Source organism: Streptomyces sp. CA-288835, assembly GCF_050936385.1.
Lineage (GTDB): Bacteria > Actinomycetota > Actinomycetes > Streptomycetales > Streptomycetaceae > Streptomyces.
On the sequence record NZ_JBNJMW010000001.1, the window covers coordinates 2,814,142 to 2,833,032 of the forward strand.

11 protein-coding genes and 2 pseudogenes are annotated in these 18,891 nt (G+C 70.2%); 9 read left to right on the plus strand and 4 right to left on the minus strand.

Annotation, left to right across the window (positions count from 1 at the left end; genetic code table 11):
- Window positions 1-528: 528 nt before the first annotated feature.
- Genes ACQEVY_RS12680 through eccB form a run of 4 tightly spaced genes read right to left on the minus strand, consistent with a single transcriptional unit; the run spans window position 529 to window position 4,916 of the window.
- On the minus strand, window positions 529-1,710 hold the full coding sequence (locus tag ACQEVY_RS12680) for a hypothetical protein (protein WP_432947869.1): 1,182 nt from the start codon (window positions 1,708-1,710) through the stop codon (window positions 529-531).
- Window positions 1,707-2,135: a hypothetical protein gene (locus ACQEVY_RS12685; protein ID WP_432947871.1), complete on the minus strand. Its 429-nt coding sequence runs from the start codon at window positions 2,133-2,135 to the stop codon at window positions 1,707-1,709. Before ACQEVY_RS12685 ends, ACQEVY_RS12680 begins: the two co-directional genes overlap by 4 nt.
- The gene (gene mycP, locus ACQEVY_RS12690) at window positions 2,123-3,382 is read right to left on the minus strand and encodes a type VII secretion-associated serine protease mycosin (protein WP_432947873.1); all 1,260 of its coding nucleotides are present in this window, start codon (window positions 3,380-3,382) and stop codon (window positions 2,123-2,125) included. Before mycP ends, ACQEVY_RS12685 begins: the two co-directional genes overlap by 13 nt.
- Before the next feature lie 10 nt (window positions 3,383-3,392).
- Window positions 3,393-4,916: a type VII secretion protein EccB gene (eccB, locus tag ACQEVY_RS12695; protein WP_432947875.1), complete on the minus strand. Its 1,524-nt coding sequence runs from the start codon at window positions 4,914-4,916 to the stop codon at window positions 3,393-3,395.
- 205 nt (window positions 4,917-5,121) lie between these two features.
- On the opposite strand from eccB, the gene eccE reads away from it, so the two are divergent.
- The 9 genes and pseudogenes from eccE to ACQEVY_RS12740 all read left to right on the plus strand — a co-directional run bounded on the left by eccE (window position 5,122) and on the right by ACQEVY_RS12740 (window position 18,886).
- Window positions 5,122-6,441, plus strand: coding sequence for a type VII secretion protein EccE (gene eccE, locus ACQEVY_RS12700; RefSeq protein ID WP_432947877.1), 1,320 nt, complete (start codon window positions 5,122-5,124; stop codon window positions 6,439-6,441).
- Entirely contained in the window at window positions 6,438-7,223 is a 786-nt protein-coding gene (locus ACQEVY_RS12705) for a hypothetical protein (RefSeq protein ID WP_432947879.1), read from the plus strand. The genes eccE and ACQEVY_RS12705 overlap by 4 nt, the downstream gene beginning before the upstream one ends.
- A gap of 335 nt (window positions 7,224-7,558) precedes the next feature.
- A pseudogene (locus tag ACQEVY_RS12710) lies at window positions 7,559-7,639 on the plus strand (SCO5717 family growth-regulating ATPase); the annotation flags it as partial.
- Between the two features lie 2,370 nt (window positions 7,640-10,009).
- Window positions 10,010-12,343, plus strand: a pseudogene (locus tag ACQEVY_RS12715) (MinD/ParA family ATP-binding protein); the annotation flags it as partial.
- A 355-nt stretch (window positions 12,344-12,698) separates the two neighbouring features.
- Window positions 12,699-14,585, plus strand: coding sequence for an ABC transporter substrate-binding protein (locus tag ACQEVY_RS12720; protein ID WP_432947881.1), 1,887 nt, complete (start codon window positions 12,699-12,701; stop codon window positions 14,583-14,585).
- A gap of 80 nt (window positions 14,586-14,665) precedes the next feature.
- The gene (locus ACQEVY_RS12725) at window positions 14,666-15,751 is read left to right on the plus strand and encodes an ABC transporter permease (RefSeq protein WP_432947883.1); all 1,086 of its coding nucleotides are present in this window, start codon (window positions 14,666-14,668) and stop codon (window positions 15,749-15,751) included.
- Window positions 15,748-16,677 carry an ABC transporter permease gene (locus ACQEVY_RS12730; protein WP_432947885.1) on the plus strand — a complete coding sequence of 310 codons (930 nt, stop codon included), beginning with the start codon at window positions 15,748-15,750 and terminating at the stop codon, window positions 16,675-16,677. Before ACQEVY_RS12725 ends, ACQEVY_RS12730 begins: the two co-directional genes overlap by 4 nt.
- Window positions 16,674-17,855 carry an ABC transporter ATP-binding protein gene (locus ACQEVY_RS12735; protein WP_432947887.1) on the plus strand — a complete coding sequence of 394 codons (1,182 nt, stop codon included), beginning with the start codon at window positions 16,674-16,676 and terminating at the stop codon, window positions 17,853-17,855. The genes ACQEVY_RS12730 and ACQEVY_RS12735 overlap by 4 nt, the downstream gene beginning before the upstream one ends.
- Window positions 17,852-18,886, plus strand: a complete 1,035-nt coding sequence (locus tag ACQEVY_RS12740; protein WP_432947889.1) for an oligopeptide/dipeptide ABC transporter ATP-binding protein — start codon at window positions 17,852-17,854, stop codon at window positions 18,884-18,886. Before ACQEVY_RS12735 ends, ACQEVY_RS12740 begins: the two co-directional genes overlap by 4 nt.
- Window positions 18,887-18,891: the final 5 nt, after the last annotated feature.

The window sequence follows — 18,891 nt, forward strand, 5'->3', positions numbered from 1 at the left end:
TACGAAGTTGTCGAGGCAGCGTCAATCAGCCACGCTCCCAACTACCGTGAAGTGCCTGAATATTGGGCATGGCGACCCCGGTCGGCCTCCTCGCGTCCCACGGCAGATTTCCCTCCAAGGAGTGGGCTGCCTCGCGCGCCGCAACCTTTGCGATGCCAACGCGCGCACGTGGCCGCTCCCCCCCTGTGCCGCCCGCCGAGCCCCACCCCGCCGGGTTACTCCGCACATGGAACGAGACCCTTCGCCCAGTCCACGTTGTGCGGACCGTAGGTCGACACCACGAGACTGTTCGACAAGCTGACCGAAACCCAGCGCCCCGCCTTCGGGCACGGCCGGAAGCCTGGGCGGATTTCGTCACGTACGCGGCTTCCAGTGACTGACTGCCAGTTGGTCAGTGCCAGTCGAGGTCCTTGTGGATGGGGAACCTCACTTCCTTGCAGTCTCGTCGCTCGGTGACGTCGTCGACGTAGGCGCGGAAGAGGCTCTTCGCCCGGTCGACGATGACGGGGTCGTAGGTGTAGCTGATGGTCAGGGTGTGTAGGGCGGGCTTGCCCTCACAGGTGGAGGAAGCCCACAGGACCTCCGCGCCTTCGTTGACGCCTGCCGTCCCGGCTTCGAGGAACTTGTCGCCATCGCGAGTGTCGTCGTAGCCGACCGAGCGCGCATCCGGGCCGAAGTACGAGACGGTCCGCATCCACCAAGGGGAATGCGTGAGCGCGCTGTCCGCGTATTGAGCCCCTCTTCCGTCAGGTTCCTCATGGCGCGGACGGCTCCGGGACTCACGGCCAGCAGGCAGGGCTCCTCGGTGCTGCGGGAAGCTGTGGGGACCTCTAGCACGCGGTCGGGAAGGTGGCCTCGCCCGGAGTTCTTGATGTAACGGCTGTACCAGGCGCAGGAGTCGTGCGCGGCTGTCGCCGACTTGAGCGTGCGGCTCACGGGATCCAGGTCGGCGGGAAGAGCGCGGAGGCGGACGTCGCAACCGAGTTCGCCGACTGCCGCCGCCACGGCTTTGTGCGTGATGTCGGCCAGTCGAGAGAGATCCTCGTCGGACACCTCTTCGTAGTCGGCGCGTGCCGTGACGGTCAGCAGGTCCGGAACCGAATCCGAAGCAGCCGGAGCGCAGTCGGCCCGTACGGTGACGAAGTCGGCGCCGTAGACACCGAGGGTGCCGTCGCCCAGCGGCTGGCCTACGGTCCGGTCGGCCCGGCGGGTCACATCCCCCTCGTCCTCGTTCTTTTCCTCGCGCCCGAAGTAGTCGAAGGGCTCCGAGCCGATGGCGTCCCCCACGGAGTGCAGTGGCGTCGTATCGGAGGATGTCCGCAGGGCGAGGGTGAGCAATCCGTCCGACTTCCCAGGTTCGGGGACGCGATAGATCCGGCAGACGCCCGGCGGGTATTGCGGGTCGACCTCCCGGCCGTCCGGCTCCGCCCTCACCATGCCCCCGCGCAGGTCCATCACGTCCTCGCCGGGCAGGAGTCCGCCGCAGGCCTCGGCGATCTGCCGTTCACTGGCGGCGCGGTCACGCGTGTCGTCGTAGGTGAGCCAGAACGCCCAGACGCTCGCCCCGATGCCCAGCACCGCTGCGCCGCACCACAGGCGGGTCAGCCACGTCCGCCCTGGCTGCTCGTCCAGTCGGTCGTACTGGCGCATCCGCTCCCTCGTCTCGCGAGATCCGCCTGCGGCGCCGGCTGCGGCGTCTGGTGCTGTCATCGATTGCTCCGGAAAGGATCGAACTGCGGGGCGTCGCCGCCGCCATGCTCGACGACCTCGTCCTCGATGGTCGTCGCGTATTCGTCGATCCAGCGGGTGTCGGTGTCCTCGGCGTAGATGTCGCCGAGCCCGGAGCTGCCGTCCAAGGCGTCTGTGGCCCCCTGCACCGCGCTGGTCAGCTCGCTGTCGTCCCACGACGTGTCGTCGGAGACGCCGAAGCCCTGCACGCTGAGGAAGATGCCGTAGCCGGCCATGGCGACGAGCGCGACGCGGGCGACGGCGAAGAAGGCGTCGGGCAGTTCCTCGGCCGACGGATTGATGCCGGCGCGCCACGCCCGTATGCGGTCCGCCTTGATGCAGGCCATGGCCAGCAGCACGGCTGACAGAACGAGGGTCAGCACGTTCAATTTGGTCAGCGCGTCCATGTGCCGCCCTCCAGTTGCCGCCCCCGCCTTCGACGCGCATCCCTGATCGCCACAGCCGTGCCGCCCAGACCAGCGACAAGAACCACCGCCCCCACAGCCACATACGTAGCCAGCCGAGCGTTACGTTCCTCGGCCGTTTCGCCCACCTGGAACTTGGCCGCCGCCGGGGCTTCCGGCTTGCCCAGGCCTTGCCGAGGATTGGGGGACTCCAGTGGCTGTTCGTCCTCCGTCAGGGCTCGGACCGGGTCTACGACTCCCCAGCCCACATTGCGGTCATGGCCTGCGATCGTGCGCTCAGCCGTCTGCTCGATCTGGGCGACGATCTGCTGGGGCGTCCACGTGGGGTGCTTGGCCTTGATCAGGGCTGCGACGCCGGCGACGTACGGGGCCGAGAAGCTCGTACCGTTGTCGGAGCAGTGGCCGCCCTCCGGGACCGTAGAGATCATGTCTACGCCTGGGGCCGCCACGCCGACGAAGTCGCCTGCCTGGGAGAAGGAGGCGCGCTCGTTGTTGCGGTCGGAGGCAGCTACCGCCAGGACGCCCTTGTAAGAGGCGGGGTAGGTCCTCTTGGCGTTGCCGCCGAGGCCGTCGTTGCCTGCCGAGGCCACTACGACGATCTTCTGGGACAGGGCTTCGTTGATGGCCAGTTGCAGCTTGGGCGTCGGCTTCGTCGCGTTCGACGTGTCCTGGGAGATGTTGATGACGTCGGCGTCGGCCTGGATGGCGTGGTGGATCGCCTGCACCAGGGTGTCGGCTGTGCCGTGGCCCTCCTCGTCGTTCTGCTGGATCGGGATGATCTTCGCTTCGGGGGCCAGGCCCACGAAACCCGTGCCCTCGGCGGGGCGGGCCGCGATGATGCCGGCGACCTTGGTGCCGTGGCCGACCTCGTCCGAGGTGCCGTTCTCCTTGCCCCGCTTGACCGGGTTGCCGTTCTCGTCCTTGAGGTTCTTGTCCAGGAGGTTACGGCCGCTCTTCGCGTCGACCGCGTCCGTGAGCTGGGGATTCGTCACGTCGACGCCGGTGTCGATCACCGCCACCCGTACGCCCTTGCCCCTGGACTGGCTCCACAGTTCGTCCAACAACACCCGCTGGAGGGACCAGGGGCGGCCCGGGTATTTGCCGTTGGGGAACGAGCACTGGTCGGAGTAAGGGAGTTCGGCCGCCGCCGCGGGGGGTGCGAGGACGAGGGGGGCAGTCGTGAGCAGAGTCGCGGCCAGCACGGCGACCACGGTGTTCATACGTCGCATGCCGTGCCCCTTACGAACCCTGCGGCTGGCGTGCCGCCGTCGTCGACAGGCGTGGGCCCGTGGGCAGGAACTCCGACCAGGCGGCGGGGATCGGCGCGGCGTCGACGTCCTTGTAGCCGAGCCGGATCTGGGCCTGTTCGGCTTCCTGTTGGGCCTGCTTGCGGTCCTTGGCCGTCGTACCGATGCCCGCGTCGTCCGTACCGCTGTCGGCGTTGGACTGCAGTACGTAGCGCAGGCCCGTGTCCGTGACGAGGAAGACGGGGCCGGACTTGGTGTCCTCGCCCTGGAACTGGCGGTAGAGCTGGCCGGAACCAGGCGTGACGTACGCGCTGGAGGAGCCGGTGGGCAGCTTGGCCGGGAAGTCCGTGCCCGCCCAGGTGCTCAGGGTCGTGGCGCCCGAGCCGGAGTTCACGTCGCGCAGGACGTTGCAGACGGTGCTGCGGCTGCCGCGATTCCCGGAGGCCTCGTTGACGGGCTGAGGGTCCCCGGTCGGCCACGTGTACTCCGTGCCGAACGGCTTGCCCGGGACGATCGCGCCGGGGCTCATCTCCTTGGCCTCGTCGGCCTGGCCGAGCGAGACCAAGTCCTTGCTGAACAGCAGGAGTTGGGCCACGAAGTCCGAGACGGGGGCGACCCGGCCGGGCAGCACCACGTAGTACTGGTCGCTGTTCAGGTCGGACGACTTGAGCACCATGCCGACCCTGTTGGTCGTCTCGTCCAGTTGACCGGGGGCGTCGGCAGCGGCGCCCACCTGGTCGGTGATCTGGGGGAAGGAGATCGGGTCGCCCCGGTGGAGGGTGTCCAGCCACTCCTTGGACACCTTCTGCGGCTGCCGGTCGGAGCCGACGACGGCGCGCAGCAGCAGTTCGTCGCTCTTGCCGATGGGGTACGACCGTCCGCTCGCGTCCACTACATAGCGGTTCCCGTCCGGGCCCGCCACGTAGAGGAGTTGGCCGCCCTTCAGCTTCTCTCCCTTGTCCTCGGTCTCCTTCATGTCGCGGGAGGCGAGGACCAGGGCCGCCTTCTGGATCTCGCCGCCCGCGCTGGGGCGTTCGCAGACCGCCCAGCGCTTCTCGCTGCCCGCCTCGGACGCCGAGGGGAGGCGGTCGGGCGCGTACGGGATGCCGATGGTGACGCCGTGCGGGATCTTGCCGTCGTCGAGTACGGACTCCTCGACGGTCACCACATCGCCCTGGCCCTCGTCGAGGAGCAGCTTGGCGGACGCCATGTTGAGGACGGGGTGCAGTTGGACCTGCTTGCCGGTCTTCAGGACGACGTAACGCGTGGTCGAGTCGCTGGCGACGATCACCTTGGCCTTGGGCTCGTTCCAGCCCTTGGGCGCCGTGGGCTTGAACATGCCCCAGGCCCCGAAGACGGCGAGGACGATCACGCCCACGATGATGCCGGGAAGGACTCCGCGCAGCGGGCGGGGTGCGCCCTCCTCGGAGCCGTCGGGTGACGGCTGCAGAAAGGCCGCGAGCATACGGCGCTTCGCGAAGGTGTAGGCATTGAGCTGGTCGCGCCGAGATGCCATCTGTGCCTGTCTCTCCCCGTGTTCACATGGTCCGCGCTCGCCGGGGCGACCTGATCCACCGCCGTCCCCGCCTTCGATGTCAGAGCGGCCCCCTACTATGCCTGTTATCCGCGGGGACTTGTGGAGCGGGTAGGGTACTCGGGCTCTCAAGGGCCTTGTGCAGTACGGAAATAGCAGCGAGTTGTCAGCAAAACGGGGGGTTGGAATGGTGGCATCCGGAACGCGGGTCCGGTCCCGTGACCGATCACGGTCGCAGGGTTCGCCGGCGCCCCAGCAGACACCGGCGCGGGGACCGTCTTCGCCGGACGCGCTCCACTTCAGGGTGCGTTCAGGTCAGGCCGGGGCATTCCGGTTGCAACGATTCGTACTGTTTGAGATCGCGGCCGCCGTCCTGCTGGTCGGTTGGGTGATCGATCCGGTGGCCCTGGTGCCTGCGGCCGTCGTCGCAGTCGGCCTGGTGCTGCTCTCCTTCGTACGTCGCCGCGGCCGCTCCCTGCCCGAATGGCTGGGCACGGCACGGGCGTTGAAAGCACGTCAGCGCCGAGCGGCGAGTACGCCGATTCCGGAGGGCACGGAGCCGGGGCTCGCGCCGGCCGTGGAGTGCGACCCGAGTCTGCGGACGTATACGTACGTCGGCCGTGACCGGCGGCCGGTCGGAATCATCGGGGACGGCACGTTCGTCACCGCGGTACTGCAGGTGGAGGCCGATGCCACCGCGGTACGGGCCGAGCGGAACCGGCAGCCGCTGCCGGTCTCCCTGGTGTACGACGCCCTGGAGGTGGACGGGATCCGGCTGGAGTCGGCGCAGGTCGTGCTGCACACCCAGCCCGCGCCCGCGATTCACCTGCCCCAGCAGTCCGTGGCCGTCGCCAACTACGCGCCCCTGCAGGAGCAGACGGGTGCGCCGGCCGTGCGGATCACATGGATAGCGCTGAAGCTCGACCCGGAGCTGTGCCCGGAGGCCGTGGCCGCGCGCGGGGGCGGTCTCGTCGGCGCGCAGAAGTGCGTCGTACGGGCCGCTGATCACCTCGCGAGCCGGCTGACCGGCGCCGGGTTCCGGGCGAGGCTGCTCGACGAGGAGGAGCTGACCTCGGCCATCGCCACCTCTGCCTGCGCGAATCCGCTGGTGACGGCGGAGGCCGGGCGGGCGGAGACGCGGGAGCGGCGGACCGAGGAGACGGGCCGGAGCTGGCGCTGCGACAACCGCAGACACACCACGTACTGGATCCGCCGTTGGCCCACGCTGGGCGGTGAAAGAGCGCCGTCGCTGCCGCAGCTCCTCGCTCTCGTGACGGCCGTCCCCGCGCTGGCCACCACCTTCAGTCTCACGCTGACGCGCGGAGAGCGGCAGGAGGTCTCCATGAGCGGGCATCTGCGGGTGACGGGACGCAGTGACGAGGAACTCGTCGCCGCCCGGCGCGCGTTGCAGGGAGCGGCCCGGCACACGGGCACGGGGCTCGCCCGCCTCGACCGGGAGCAAGTACCCGGCATGCTCGCCACTCTGCCCCTCGGAGGTGCCCGATGACGTCGATGCCCACACGCGTGGGACAGGCGGCCACCGGTCGCGTCCAGCCGCAGCCCTCCGTCCCCGAGCGGGCGCGCGAACTGCTGCGCAGCGGCTTGGGGTTGATCGGTCCGCGGCATGCTCGGCACTCGCTGCCCGTCGACCAGTTGGACGCCCTCGCCCTCCCCATCGGTGACGACGGTGTCGTCGTCGGCGTGGACGCGGAGGGGCGCCCCTCGGTGCTGGGGCTCAACCGGCCGACTCCGTACGACGTCGTCCTCATCGGTGGGCTGTGGACCGTACAGGTCATCGCGCTCAGGGCGGCGGCGACGGGTGCACGGGTGGCCGTGGAGACGGGGCGGCCGCAGGCCTGGATACAGATGGTGCACGCCATGGGCGGCGGGCAGAACGGGTTGGCCGTGTACGACGTCGGGCGGGTGCCGCCGCAGGGCACCTCGGCCGGTACGCCCGTACTGGTGGTCCGGGACTGCGGTATGCGGCCGCCGCGCGGCCGGGTCGTCTCCGGGCCCTGGCAGTCGGTGCTGACCCTGCTGCCGTACCTCAGCCCGGTGGCTCCGCGGCTCGTGCGGCAGGCGCACCTCGTCGGCGTGCAGAGAGTCTCGCCGGACGAGGCGGCGGAGCTCGGCCGCACAATGGCGCTGCCGCGAGCGGAGGTGGAGTCCTTGCCCGGCCTCTCGGACGGCCTCACCCTCTGGTGCAGCGATCGTGACCGGCAGTACGTGATGACGCAGCCGACTGACGCCGAGACCGGATTGTTGGGTACGCCACGAAGGATGGATTGAGGGTTCGGATTTGCGAACCTTTGAACGGACTCGGGTGATTTGAACGCGGGTTACGGGGGGGCTCGATGTTCGCCTTTTGCGCGGATGTTCGCTGTTTGGCCAATCGCGTATGTCACTTCTGAGGCGGAGTGTGACGTAGTGGGTAGTTGCCGAGGGGCGGGCGGGCCTGCCGAGGGGGTTGTTGTGGTGATTAGGCTGGGTGGGGTGCGGCAGCAGAACCCGTGGGCGGGTCGGCCGCGTCACAGGGGGAGAGCCGGGCGGATCAGGCCGCCTCGGACGACGAGAACGGTCGCCCCAGTACGGCATGACGGTGCTCGACCACACCAGGAGGAATTGTGAACAGCGATCGGGACGGGATCCGCGGGGGCTGGGCCACACCCGGCGATGACCAGTCCGACGCCGAGTCCGCCGTCGAGACGACGGGCGAGTTCACCATCGATTACGCGCCGCCTGCCTGGTATACGCAGAATGCGTCGGGTAGTTCGGAGGAGGCGTCTCCTTCGCCGATTTCTCCAGTATCGCCGGTTTCTCCGGTCTCGCCGGTTTCTCCTGACTCCGCCGAAGGTTCCGCGGCTGCGGAGGGCGCTTCCGGTCCCGAGGGTTCGTCGGCTGTCGGTGGGCCAACGGCTGTGCCCAAGTTGCCTGTGGGGAATGGCTTCGAGCCGGCGTGGCGTACGTCCGATGCCTCGGCCGGCGCGCCTGCCGCTGACGCCGGTAGTCCTGCCGCTCTGCCCAACCTGCCTGTAGGGGGCGGTTTTCAGTCTCCTTGGGCTGCGTCTCCGCCTCCGGCTCCCGTTGCCGACGCTCCTGACGGGGGCGAGGAGGAGGACGCGGCGAACGGCGATCTGGAGAGTGGCGCCACCATGCGGATCTCCTCTGTCGCTCTTAAGAGGGAGATTCAGGAGCGGGCCGCGGGGGCGGAGGCCGAGGGCGCGGGCGCGGAGAGTGGCGACGGTTCGGCGACTGCCGAGGAGTCGGTTGCTGCCGCGGAGCCGGCGGTCGACGAGCCGCCTGTCGATGAGTCGGCTGGTGACGAGTCGGCTGGTGACGAGTCGGCTGTCGATGAATCCGTCGGTTCGGCTTCGGCTGAGGAGAGCGCTGGGCTTGAGGAGGAGGACGACTCCGTCGGCTCTGGTGAGGTCGAGGAAGTCACTGACGCCGACGCCGACGCGGAAGTCGGTGACGACTCGGATGCTTCGGATGCTGATGAGGTGGTGTTCGGGAGTGGGTCTAGTGACGTTGACGGTGGCGTCGATGGCGTAGACGAAGAGGAAGAGGTCGAGGGGGGCGACGCGGGGGCGTCCTCGGAGCGGGCGGTTGAGGGGTCCGGTGAGGCGGAGGACGAAGGTGACGTCGCGGATGAGTCCGCGGACGTTGTCGATCTCCCCCGGGTCGATGTCGTTTCCGAGAGTTCCGGTGAGGTTACCGAGGCCGGGGGCGAGGATCAGGCCGAGGACGACGACGTCAACGACGCAGTTCCTACTGGGGACTTGGAGCCCCAGGACGCAGAGCCCGAGGATGCCCGGCCGAGGGACGATGCCGAGCCGGAGGACGCTCCGCCAGGGCAAAGTGAGCCTGCGGACGCGGAACCTCAGGATGCGGGGCCTCGTGATGCGGGGCCTCAGGAGCCTCAGGACGCGGAGCCGCAGGACGTAGTGCCGGGGCTTGGTTCGGCGGGTGCCGGCGATGCCGTGCAGGATGCGCCTCCGGCGTGGGCTCCGCCGCCGTTGCCGCAGGGCGGGCTTCCGCCGTTGCCGCCCGCCTATCAGCCTGCCGCGCCCGCTACGGCGGCGCAGTGGCCCGCGTCCGCAGAGAGCGACAGCCAGGTCGAAGGCGGCGGACAGGCGGGGAGCCCGGCGCAGCCGCCGGTTCCGCCGCAGGGGCAGCCGTTCCAGCCGCAGGCACCGCAGCCTGCGCCTCCGGCTTGGCCTGCTACGCCGGGTACGCCTGCCGTGCCGGGTCAGCGTGCGGAGGCGGTGTCGGCGTCCGCTCCGGCCGCCGACTCCGCGCCTTCGGCGCCGAACGCCGACGGATCCGGGGCTGCTTCGGCTCCTGGACAGCCGGCGGGCCAGGGCTTCCCGCAGTTCGGTACGCCGCCTGGTAAGGCTCCGGGTCCGCAGGGCGGCAGCCCGGGTACGACTCCGGCGGCACCGCAAGGCAGCCCCGGCTTCCCACAGGCCGGGAGCCCGACTGCGCCTCCGGCCGCCCAAGGTGGTTACGGATTCCCGCAGCCGGGTGCGGCGACGACGGCTCCGCAGGAGAGCCCCGGCCAGCCCCCGGCTCAGGGTGGCTACGGGTTCCCGCGACCGGGCGCCGGCCCCGCTCCCCAGAACCCGAACATTCCGGGGCAGGGTGCGCCCAACACGTCTGGACAGGCTGGGAGTTATGGGTTCCCGCAGCCGGGGAATCCGGCTCCGGGCACGCCCGGCCAGCCTGTCGGCGGTCTCCCGCAACCCGGCACGCCCGCAAGCGACGCCATCTCGCCTGCCCAGCCGGGCGGTTACGGCTTCCCACAGCCGCCCGCGCCTGGACAGCAGGCGCAGGGTGCCGGTCAGCCTTCGGCTCCGGCGCCAGGGCAGGCCGCTGCTCAACCGCCCGCCGGCGCACAACCGCAGGCGCAGCCGCCGCAGGCACCCAGCCCTCAGGCCGGGTACGGATTCCCGCCGCCGGGGAGCGCCACTCCTGGCACACCGGGCCAGCCCCTCGGCGGACTCCCGCAACCCGGCACGCCCGCAAGCGACACCAACTCGCCTGCCCAGCCGGGCGGTTACGGCTTCCCACAGCCGCCCGCGCCCGGGCAGCAAGCGCAAGGCGCCGGTCAGCCCCCAGCTTCGGTACCGGGGCAGGCCGCTGCTCAACCGCCCTCCGCCGCACAGCCACAGGCCCAGCCGCCACAGGCACCCAGCCCCCAGGCCGGGTACGGATTCCCGCAGCCGGGCACACCCGGCGCGCCCAACCCTGCTGCGCCCAACTCGCCTGCGCAGCAGGGAGGTTACGGGTTCCCCCAGGCACCCGATCAGCAGGGACAGGCACCCGGTCAGCCCGGTGCCGGGACCTCCGCGCCGATGCCGCAGGGCGCGCCCCCGCCGCCCCACGCTCAGCCCCACCCCGGCCAGCCGTACCCGCCGCAGGGCGGCCAGCCTCTCCCGCAACAGCCGAACCCGCAGGCCGGGGCGGACCAGCACCAGGCCGGCGTACCGCATCCGCATCCGCACCCGCAGGGGCAGCAGCCGCCCATGCCCCAGCCAGGCCAGCAGGGGCAGCCGGGCGGGCAGCCGCCCGTCGACCCCCGGGCCGGGGCCGCCTGGCCGCAGGCCGTGCAGCATGATCAGCGGCAGCCCACGAACCCAGGGGCGCCGCTCGGGTACACGGCGGCCGTGGAGCTGTCGTCGGACCGGCTGCTCAACAACAAGAAGCAGAAGGCGAAGAGCGGGCGTACGGCGGCCGCGTCGTCACGGTTCAAGATCGGGGGCAAGAAGGAGGAGGCCGAGCGGCAGCGGAAGCTCGAGCTCATCCGGACGCCGGTGCTGTCCTGCTACCGCATCGCCGTCATCAGCCTCAAGGGCGGCGTCGGCAAGACGACCACGACCACCGCGCTGGGCTCCACGCTCGCCAGCGAGCGGCAGGACAAGATCCTCGCGATCGACGCCAACCCGGACGCCGGTACGCTCGGCCGCCGCGTGCGCCGCGAGACCGGGGCCACCATCCGTGACCTCGTCCAGGCGATCCCGTACCTCAACTCGTACATGGACATCCGGCGGTTCACGTCGCAGGCGGCCTCGGGGCTCGAGATCATCGCCAACGATGTCGACCCGGCAGTCTCAACGACGTTCAACGACGAGGACTACCGGCGCGCGATCGACGTGCTCGGCAAGCAGTACCCGATCATCCTGACCGACTCCGGTACGGGCCTTCTCTACAGCGCCATGCGCGGCGTACTCGACCTCGCCGACCAGCTCATCATCATCTCGACGCCCTCCGTGGACGGTGCGAGCAGCGCCAGTACGACGCTGGACTGGCTGTCCGCGCACGGGTACGCCGACCTGGTGTCGCGGTCCATCACCGTCATCTCCGGAGTGCGTGAGACCGGCAAGATGATCAAGGTGGACGACATCGTCAGCCACTTCGAGACGCGCTGCCGTGGCGTGATCGTCGTGCCGTTCGACGAGCATCTGGCGGCCGGTGCCGAGGTCGACCTCGACATGATGCGGCCGAAGGTGCGTGAGGCGTACTTCAACCTCTCGGCGTTGGTCGCCGAGGACATCGCACGGCACCAGCAGTCGCAGGGCCTGTGGACGTCGGACGGCAACCCGCCGCCGGTCGCCGCCCCGCCCCTGCCGGGCCAGCCCGCCCCCGGCCAGTTCCCGGCACAGGGCCAGCAGCCGCCCATGCCCCAGCCGGGCCACGCGGGTCAGCCGGGCCAGGCGTACCCACAGCACCCAGGTCAGCCTGGCGGTCAGCCGTACCCGCAGCAGCCCGGCGCGCAGCCGCAGCCCGGCCCTCAGCCAGGCGCGCAGCCGCAGCCCGGCCACCAAGCCGGCCCTCAACCCGGAGGCCAGCCTCAGCCAGGGGCCCAGCCGGGCGCCCAGCCCCAGCCAGGAGCCCACCCCGGCGTCCACCCCCAACCCCCCGCGCAGCCAGGCCACCCCGGCGCACCCGCACCCCAGGGTTGGCAGCCCCACCCGGGCGGACCCACTCCGCCCCAGCCCGGCGGCTATGGATTCCCGCAGCCTGGCCAGACCGCGCAACCCCAGCCGGGGCAACCGCCTCAGCCCGAGCCCGGCGGTTACGGATTCCCGCAGCCCGGCCAGGCAGCCCAACCCCAGCCGGGACAACCCCAGCCTGGGCAACCGCCTCAGCCCCAGCCCGGCGGTTACGGATTCCCGCAGCCCGGCCAGAACGCACAACCTCACCCCGGCCAGCCCGGCGCACCCGGCCACCCGGCACACCCCCAACCGGGCGCCCCCTTCCAACCCCCCGCCCCGGGCCAGCAGTTCCAGCCGGGTCAGCCCTTCCAGCCAAACCAGCCACCCCAGGCAGACCAAGGCCAGAACCAGAACCCGAACCAGGCCCAAGGTCAGAACCAGGGCCAAACCCCACCACCCCAACCCCCGCAGTAACCCATCCGGCCGAACCCCACCCGCCCAGTTCCACGCGAAGGGCCCGCCCCGTTTCCCAACGGCGCGGGCCCTTCGCGTACGCCCGCACAGACCCCCGTACAAGACCGGACACGCACCCCACCCGCCACCCCCGAAACACCCTCACACCAGCCCCGATCCCCCTCCCCGAGACCCATCGCCAGGCCCCCACCAGGCGCCCTTCACCGGCCTGGACCAATGGTCGTCAAATAGGCCTCAACTTGTTATTTCCGCAGGCCACATGGGGTGTATCCGCCGTTGACGCACTCCGAGCTTCGCTGATAAACACGCACACCAACTCCCGGTGATGACGCTAGGTCAGCGAGGTCTGCGAGCCATGGACACATACGCCCCGTACGACAGGACCAAGCGCACTCCCCGCCGCTGCCTCCACTCCCTCCGCCCTCGTCGCCTCCTCGCGGCCGCGGCCACCGCCGCACTCACCCTCACCGCTGGCCTCACCACCCCTCTCAACCCGGCACCCCAGCGCGCCCAGGCGGCGGACGACGACGGAAAAGACGTACTCACCGTCGCCGTGGCGCAGAGTGTCGACTCGCTGAGCCCGTTTCTGGCGACGCGGCTGGTCAGTACGAGCATTCACCGGCTCATGTACGAGTACCTGACCAACTACGACCCGAAGGACAACCGCGCGATTCCGGGTCTGGCCACCAAGTGGGAGCCGTCCGCCGACAAGCTCACCTGGACGTACACGATCCGGGAGAACTCCAAGTGGTCGGACGGCAAGCAGGCCACCGCCGAGGACGCGGCGTGGACGTTCAACAAGATGATGACCGACGACGGCGCGGCCACCGCGAACGGCAGCTTCGTCGCGAACTTCCGCAAGGTCACCGCCCCGAGCCCCACCAAGCTCGTCATCGAACTGAAGAAGCCGCAGGCCACGATGGCCGCGCTGGACGTGCCGATCGTGCCCAAGCATGTGTGGGAGCACGTCGGCGACTTCTCGAAGTTCAACAACGACAGGACGTACCCCATCGTCGGCAACGGGCCGTTCGTCGTCACCGACTACGCCGCTGACAGCTTCGTACGGCTGAAGGCCAATACGTCGTTCTGGCGTGGGGCTCCGAAGTTCGACGAGCTGGTCTTCCGTTACTACAAGGACCAGGACGCCGCCGTCGCCGCCCTGCGCAAGGGCGAGGTCTCCTTCGTCGCGGGCGCGCCCGCCCTGACGCCGGCGCAGGCCTCGTCCCTCGAGGGCGAGGAGAACATCAAGGTCAACGACGCGCCCGGGCGCCGTTTCTACGCGCTCGCGACCAATCCGGGCGCGCGGGCCAAGAACGGCGAGAAGTTCGGCGACGGACACGAATCGCTGCTCGATCAGAAGGTCCGGCAAGCCCTGTTCATGGCCGTGGACCGCAAGACCATCATCGACAAGGTCTTCCAGGGCTATGCGGTGGAGGGCGAGGGCTATATCCCGCCGCGTTTCTCGACGTACCACTGGAAGCCGACGGACGGTCAGAAACTGTCGTACGACCCTGACAAGGCGAGCCAACTCCTCGACCAGGCGGGCTACAAGAAGAACGCCGGCGGCAAGCGGGTCGGCAAGGACGGCAAGCCGATCAACTACCGCATTCTGTGTCACGCAACCGACCCCCAGGACAAGGCAGTTGGCAAGTACCTCCAGGAGTGGTGGGGCGAGCTCGGTATCGGCGTCACCCTCAACTGCCTGGACAACGTGACCGATCCATGGCTCGCCGGCGAGTACGACCTCGCCTTCGACGGCTGGTCCGTAAACCCCGACCCCGACTTCGTCCTGTCCATCCACACCTGCGCCGCGCTCCCGGCGACCCCCAAGGACACCGGCGCGACGGACAACTTCATCTGCGACAAGCGGTACGACGAGCTGTACGGGAAGCAGCTCGCCGAGTACGACGCGGCCAAACGGGCGGACCTCGTCAAGCAGTTGCAGTCGCGGCTGTATGACACCGGGTACATGAATGTCATGGCGTATCCGAACGCGGTCGAGGCCTATCGCACCGACCAGATCGAGTCGATCACGACGATGCCCCGGGACGCCGGGAACATCTACGGCCAGGACGGCTACTGGAGCTGGTGGTCGGCGACTCCGGCCGCCGTCGACGAAGCCTCCGAGGAGTCGAGCTCCGCGGGCGTCGTCATCGGCATCGTCGCGGGGGTCGTGGTCCTGGCGGGCGTCGGTTCGTTCTTGGGGATGCGCCGCCGCGCGACCGCCGAAGACCGCGAATAGCCGCCGCGCCACCGTGCCGCCGCTAAGCGCACCCGAGTGCCCCCCTCCACCGAGTGAGCCGAGTGAGAGTCCATGACCGTATGACCGCTGAAGCGACACCCTCGCTGGTCGAGAAAGCCGGGAAGACCGGGAAGACCGACGGCCCCGTCGAGGCCGGGCCGTCGGTCCGTGGGCCGCGGGCGCGCACGAGAGCCGCGTATCTGCGGTATGTGGCGGGCAAGGTGGGCGGCGCGGCCGTCTCGCTGCTCGCCGTCCTCGTCACCAGTTTCTTCCTCTTCCGGCTGATCCCCGGCGACCCGGTGAAGTACATGACGGGCGGGCGCCGGGTGTCGGCCGAGCAACTCGCCGCCTACCGGCGGGAGTTCGGCCTTGATCTGCCGCTGTGGCAGCAGTTCACGGAGTACTGCGGCAAGGCGCTCACCGGCGATCTCGGCACCTCGTACCAGTTCAACGCACCCGTCATCGACAAGATCACCGAGGCGCTGCCGAACACGCTCCTGCTCACCGGCACGGCGTTCGTCCTCTACACGGCGCTCGGCGTCTTCCTCGGTACGCGTGCCGCCTGGCGCCACGGCGGGCTCGGCGACCGGCTCAACACCGGTCTGGCGCTGACCCTTTACTCGATTCCGTCGTTCTGGCTGGGGCTGCTGCTCATCATCGTCTTCTCGGTGGGCATCGGCCCGATTCCGGGTCTCTTCCCGACCGGCGGCATGGAGTCGGGCGGCGAGGAGGGTTTCGCGTACGTCCTCGACGTCGCCCATCACCTGGTCCTGCCGGTGATCACGCTGGTCGCGGTGGAGTACGGGCAGACCCTGCTCGTCACACGGTCCGCGCTGCTGGACGAGATGGGCAGCGACTATCTGACGACCGCGCGGGCCAAGGGACTTCGGGACGATCTCGTACGCCGTCGCCATGCCGTGCCGAACGCGATGCTGCCGACCGTGACGCTGATCTTCGTCAATCTCGGGCGGACCGTCGCGGGTGTGATCCTCGTCGAGACCGTCTTCTCCTGGCCGGGCCTCGGCGGGCTCTTCTACCAGGCGCTGAGCGTGCCCGATCTTCCCCTGGTCCAGGGGCTGTTCTTCATCTTCGCGGCGGCGGTGATCGTGATGAACACGCTGGCCGACCTGATCTATCCGCTGCTCGACCCCCGGGTGGGCCGATGACAACCGAAGCAACTCCCCCGCCTCAGGCTGCGAAGGCGAGTCCGCGCGCACTCGCCCGGCAGCGCCGCCGTCACTCGGCGGCCCGCTTCTGGAAGCAGTACCGTTCGCACCGCGCCGGTCTCTTCGGCCTGGCCGCCCTCGTGCTCTTCGCGCTGGTCGCGCTGACCGCGCCGCTGACCATCGGCTCCGACGTGCAGAGCGTGACGGATGCGCCGGGCGGGCCGCTGGAGAGTCCGAGTGCCGAATTCCCGCTGGGCACGGACCAGTTCGGGCGCAGTCTGCTCGGTCTTGTGGTCTGGGGCTCGCGGGTCTCGCTGCTCGTGGGGCTGCTCGCGGCCGTGCTTTCGGTGGCGATCGGGGCACTCATCGGGATCACCGCCGGGCACTTCCGGGGCTGGTACGCGACCGCGCTGATGCGGATCACGGACTGGTTCCTGGTCATGCCGACGCTGGTGCTCGCGATCGCGCTCGCCACCGTGATGTCCCGTTCGCTCAGCACGATCATCCTGGCGATCGGCGTCACGACCTGGCCGACCACAGCCCGGCTGGTGCGCGCGCAGACCCTGGCCGTGGAGTCGCGGCCGTACATCGAACGCGCCAAGGCGCTCGGCGGCGGTCACTGGCACATCATGTCCCGCCATGTCCTGCCGAACGTCATGCCGCTGGTGCTGGCCCAGACGACGCTGATCATCTCCTCCGCGATCCTCGCCGAGGCCACGCTGGCATTCCTCGGGCTCGGCGATCCGACGGTGGTCTCCTGGGGCGGGCTGCTCCAGGACGCGCGGGAGGCGGGCGCGGTCAGTTCCGGGAAGTGGTGGTACCTCGTCCCGCCGGGTATCGCGATCGCCGTCGTCGCCCTCGCGTTCACGCTGTGCGGGCGCGCGGTCGAGTCCGTTCTCAACCCCAGGCTGGGGGTGGCCCGTTGAGGCTCCTGGAGGTACGCGACCTCGAAGTGACGTACGCGGGTGGGGCCGCCGCCGTGCGCGGGGTAGACCTCACCGTGGACGCCGGCCAGAAGCTAGGCCTCGCGGGTGAGTCGGGCTGCGGCAAGTCGACGCTGGCGCTCGCGCTGCTGCGGCTGCTGCCGTCCGGGACGCGGGTGTCCGGGGAGATCCTGCTGGACGGCGAGGACGTGCTGGGCATGAAGTGGGGGCGCGTACGAGCGGTACGGTGGGCCGGTGCCTCGATCGTGTTCCAGGGCGCGATGCACTCGCTCAATGCCGTACACCGCGTCGGCGACCAGATCGCCGAGCCCATCCTGCTGCACAAGAAGGCGACGCCCGCGGGCGCCCGCAAGAAGGCCGGCGAACTCCTGGAGCACGTGGGCCTTCCGGCGGCACGCGCGTCCGCGTACCCGCACGAGCTGTCGGGCGGCCAGCGCCAACGCGTCATGATCGCGATGGCGCTGGCCTGCGATCCCCGCCTGATCATCGCGGACGAGCCGACCACGGCGCTCGACGTGATGATCCAGGCCCAGATCCTCCGCCTGATCGAACAACTCGTCGCCGACCAGGACTTGGGCCTGATCATGATCAGCCACGACCTCGCGGTCCTGTCGGACACCTGCGACCGGCTCGCGGTGATGTACGCGGGCCGGGTGGTCGAGGAGGGCCCGGCGCGGTCGGTCTACGAGCAGGCCCACCACCCGTACGCCCGGTCTCTGTCGGCGGCGTTCCCCCGGATCGGCGACCCGGCCTCGCGCTTCGCGCCGCGCGGGTTGCCGGGCGACCCGCCGGATCCGGCCGCGCTGCCGTCCGGTTGTACGTTCCATCCGCGCTGCTCGGTGGCTCTGGACGGGTGCGCGACAGAGGACCAGACGCTGCGTGACGCGGCGCCGGCGCGCAGGGCGGCGTGCGTGCACGTGGGAGTGCCGGGGTCGGCCGGGGCAGACGGACGCGTCGGCGCGACGTCGGTCGGAGCCGGGGCCGAGGTCGGGCTCAGGATCGGGGTCGAGACCGGGGCCGAGGCCAGGGTCGAGACCGAGGCAGGCACCGCATCCGCCGCCGCCGAAGCCGTCGGAGAACCCGCAAGCGAAGCCGTAGGAGATGCAATCGAAGGCCCCGCCGGAGATGCCGTCGGAGAAGCGAGGAGCAGCACGCCATGACGAGCACCACTCCTCCCCCGCCCTCCGGGACGGCACCCCTCCTCAGCGCCGAAGGTCTGCACATCACCTTCCCCGGTCGCCACGGCGCGGCCCAGGCCCGCGCCGTCGACGGCGTCGACCTCGACATCCGGCCCGGTGAAATCGTCGCGCTGGTCGGGGAGTCCGGCTGCGGCAAGACGACGCTGGCACGCTCCTTGCTGGGGCTCGTCCGGCCGACCGCGGGCCGTATCGCCTTCGGGGGCAAGCCCCTCGGCTACTCCTCGCGCGCCCTCAAGGCGTACCGCAGACGCGTTCAGCTGGTCCTTCAGGATCCGAGCGGCTCGCTCAACCCGCGGCACACGGTGTACGACGCGGTGGCGGAAGGGCTGCGTATCCACGGGTACGCGGCTGACGAGCGGGCCGCGGTCGCCGAGGCCCTCTCCCGCGCCGGGCTGCGTCCCCCCGAGCGCTTCTTCCTCCGCTACCCGCACGAACTGTCCGGCGGCCAACGGCAGCGCGTCGTCATCGCGGGCGCCCTCGTCCTGGAGCCCGAACTCATCGTCGCCGACGAGCCGGTAGCCTCCCTCGACGCCTCCGTACGCGGCGAGATCCTGGCCCTCCTGCTGCACCTGCGCACCGAACTCGGCCTGTCCGCCCTCGTGGTGACCCACGACCTGGGCCTCGCGTGGAACATCGCCGACCGGGTGGCGGTGATGTACCTGGGCCGGATCGTGGAGACGGGACCAGTGGAGCAGGTGCTCACGGAACCCCAACACCCGTACACCCAGGCCCTGTTGTCCGTCCTGCCGGAGTCACCCGGCGATCCGGTCGTTCTCACCGGCGAACCCCCGGACCCCTCCCGCATCCCCTCCGGCTGCCGCTTCCACGCCCGCTGCCAGATCCTGGCGAGCGGAGAGGCCGAGCGCGCCTCCGTCGCGGACGCCTGCCGCGAACAGGACCTGCCGGTACTGGCCGGAGACGGCCGGACCCAGGTGGCCTGCCACTGGGCAGCGGTCGTCCGGACGGCGACCGTGGAGCCCGTCCAGCAGTAGCCGGC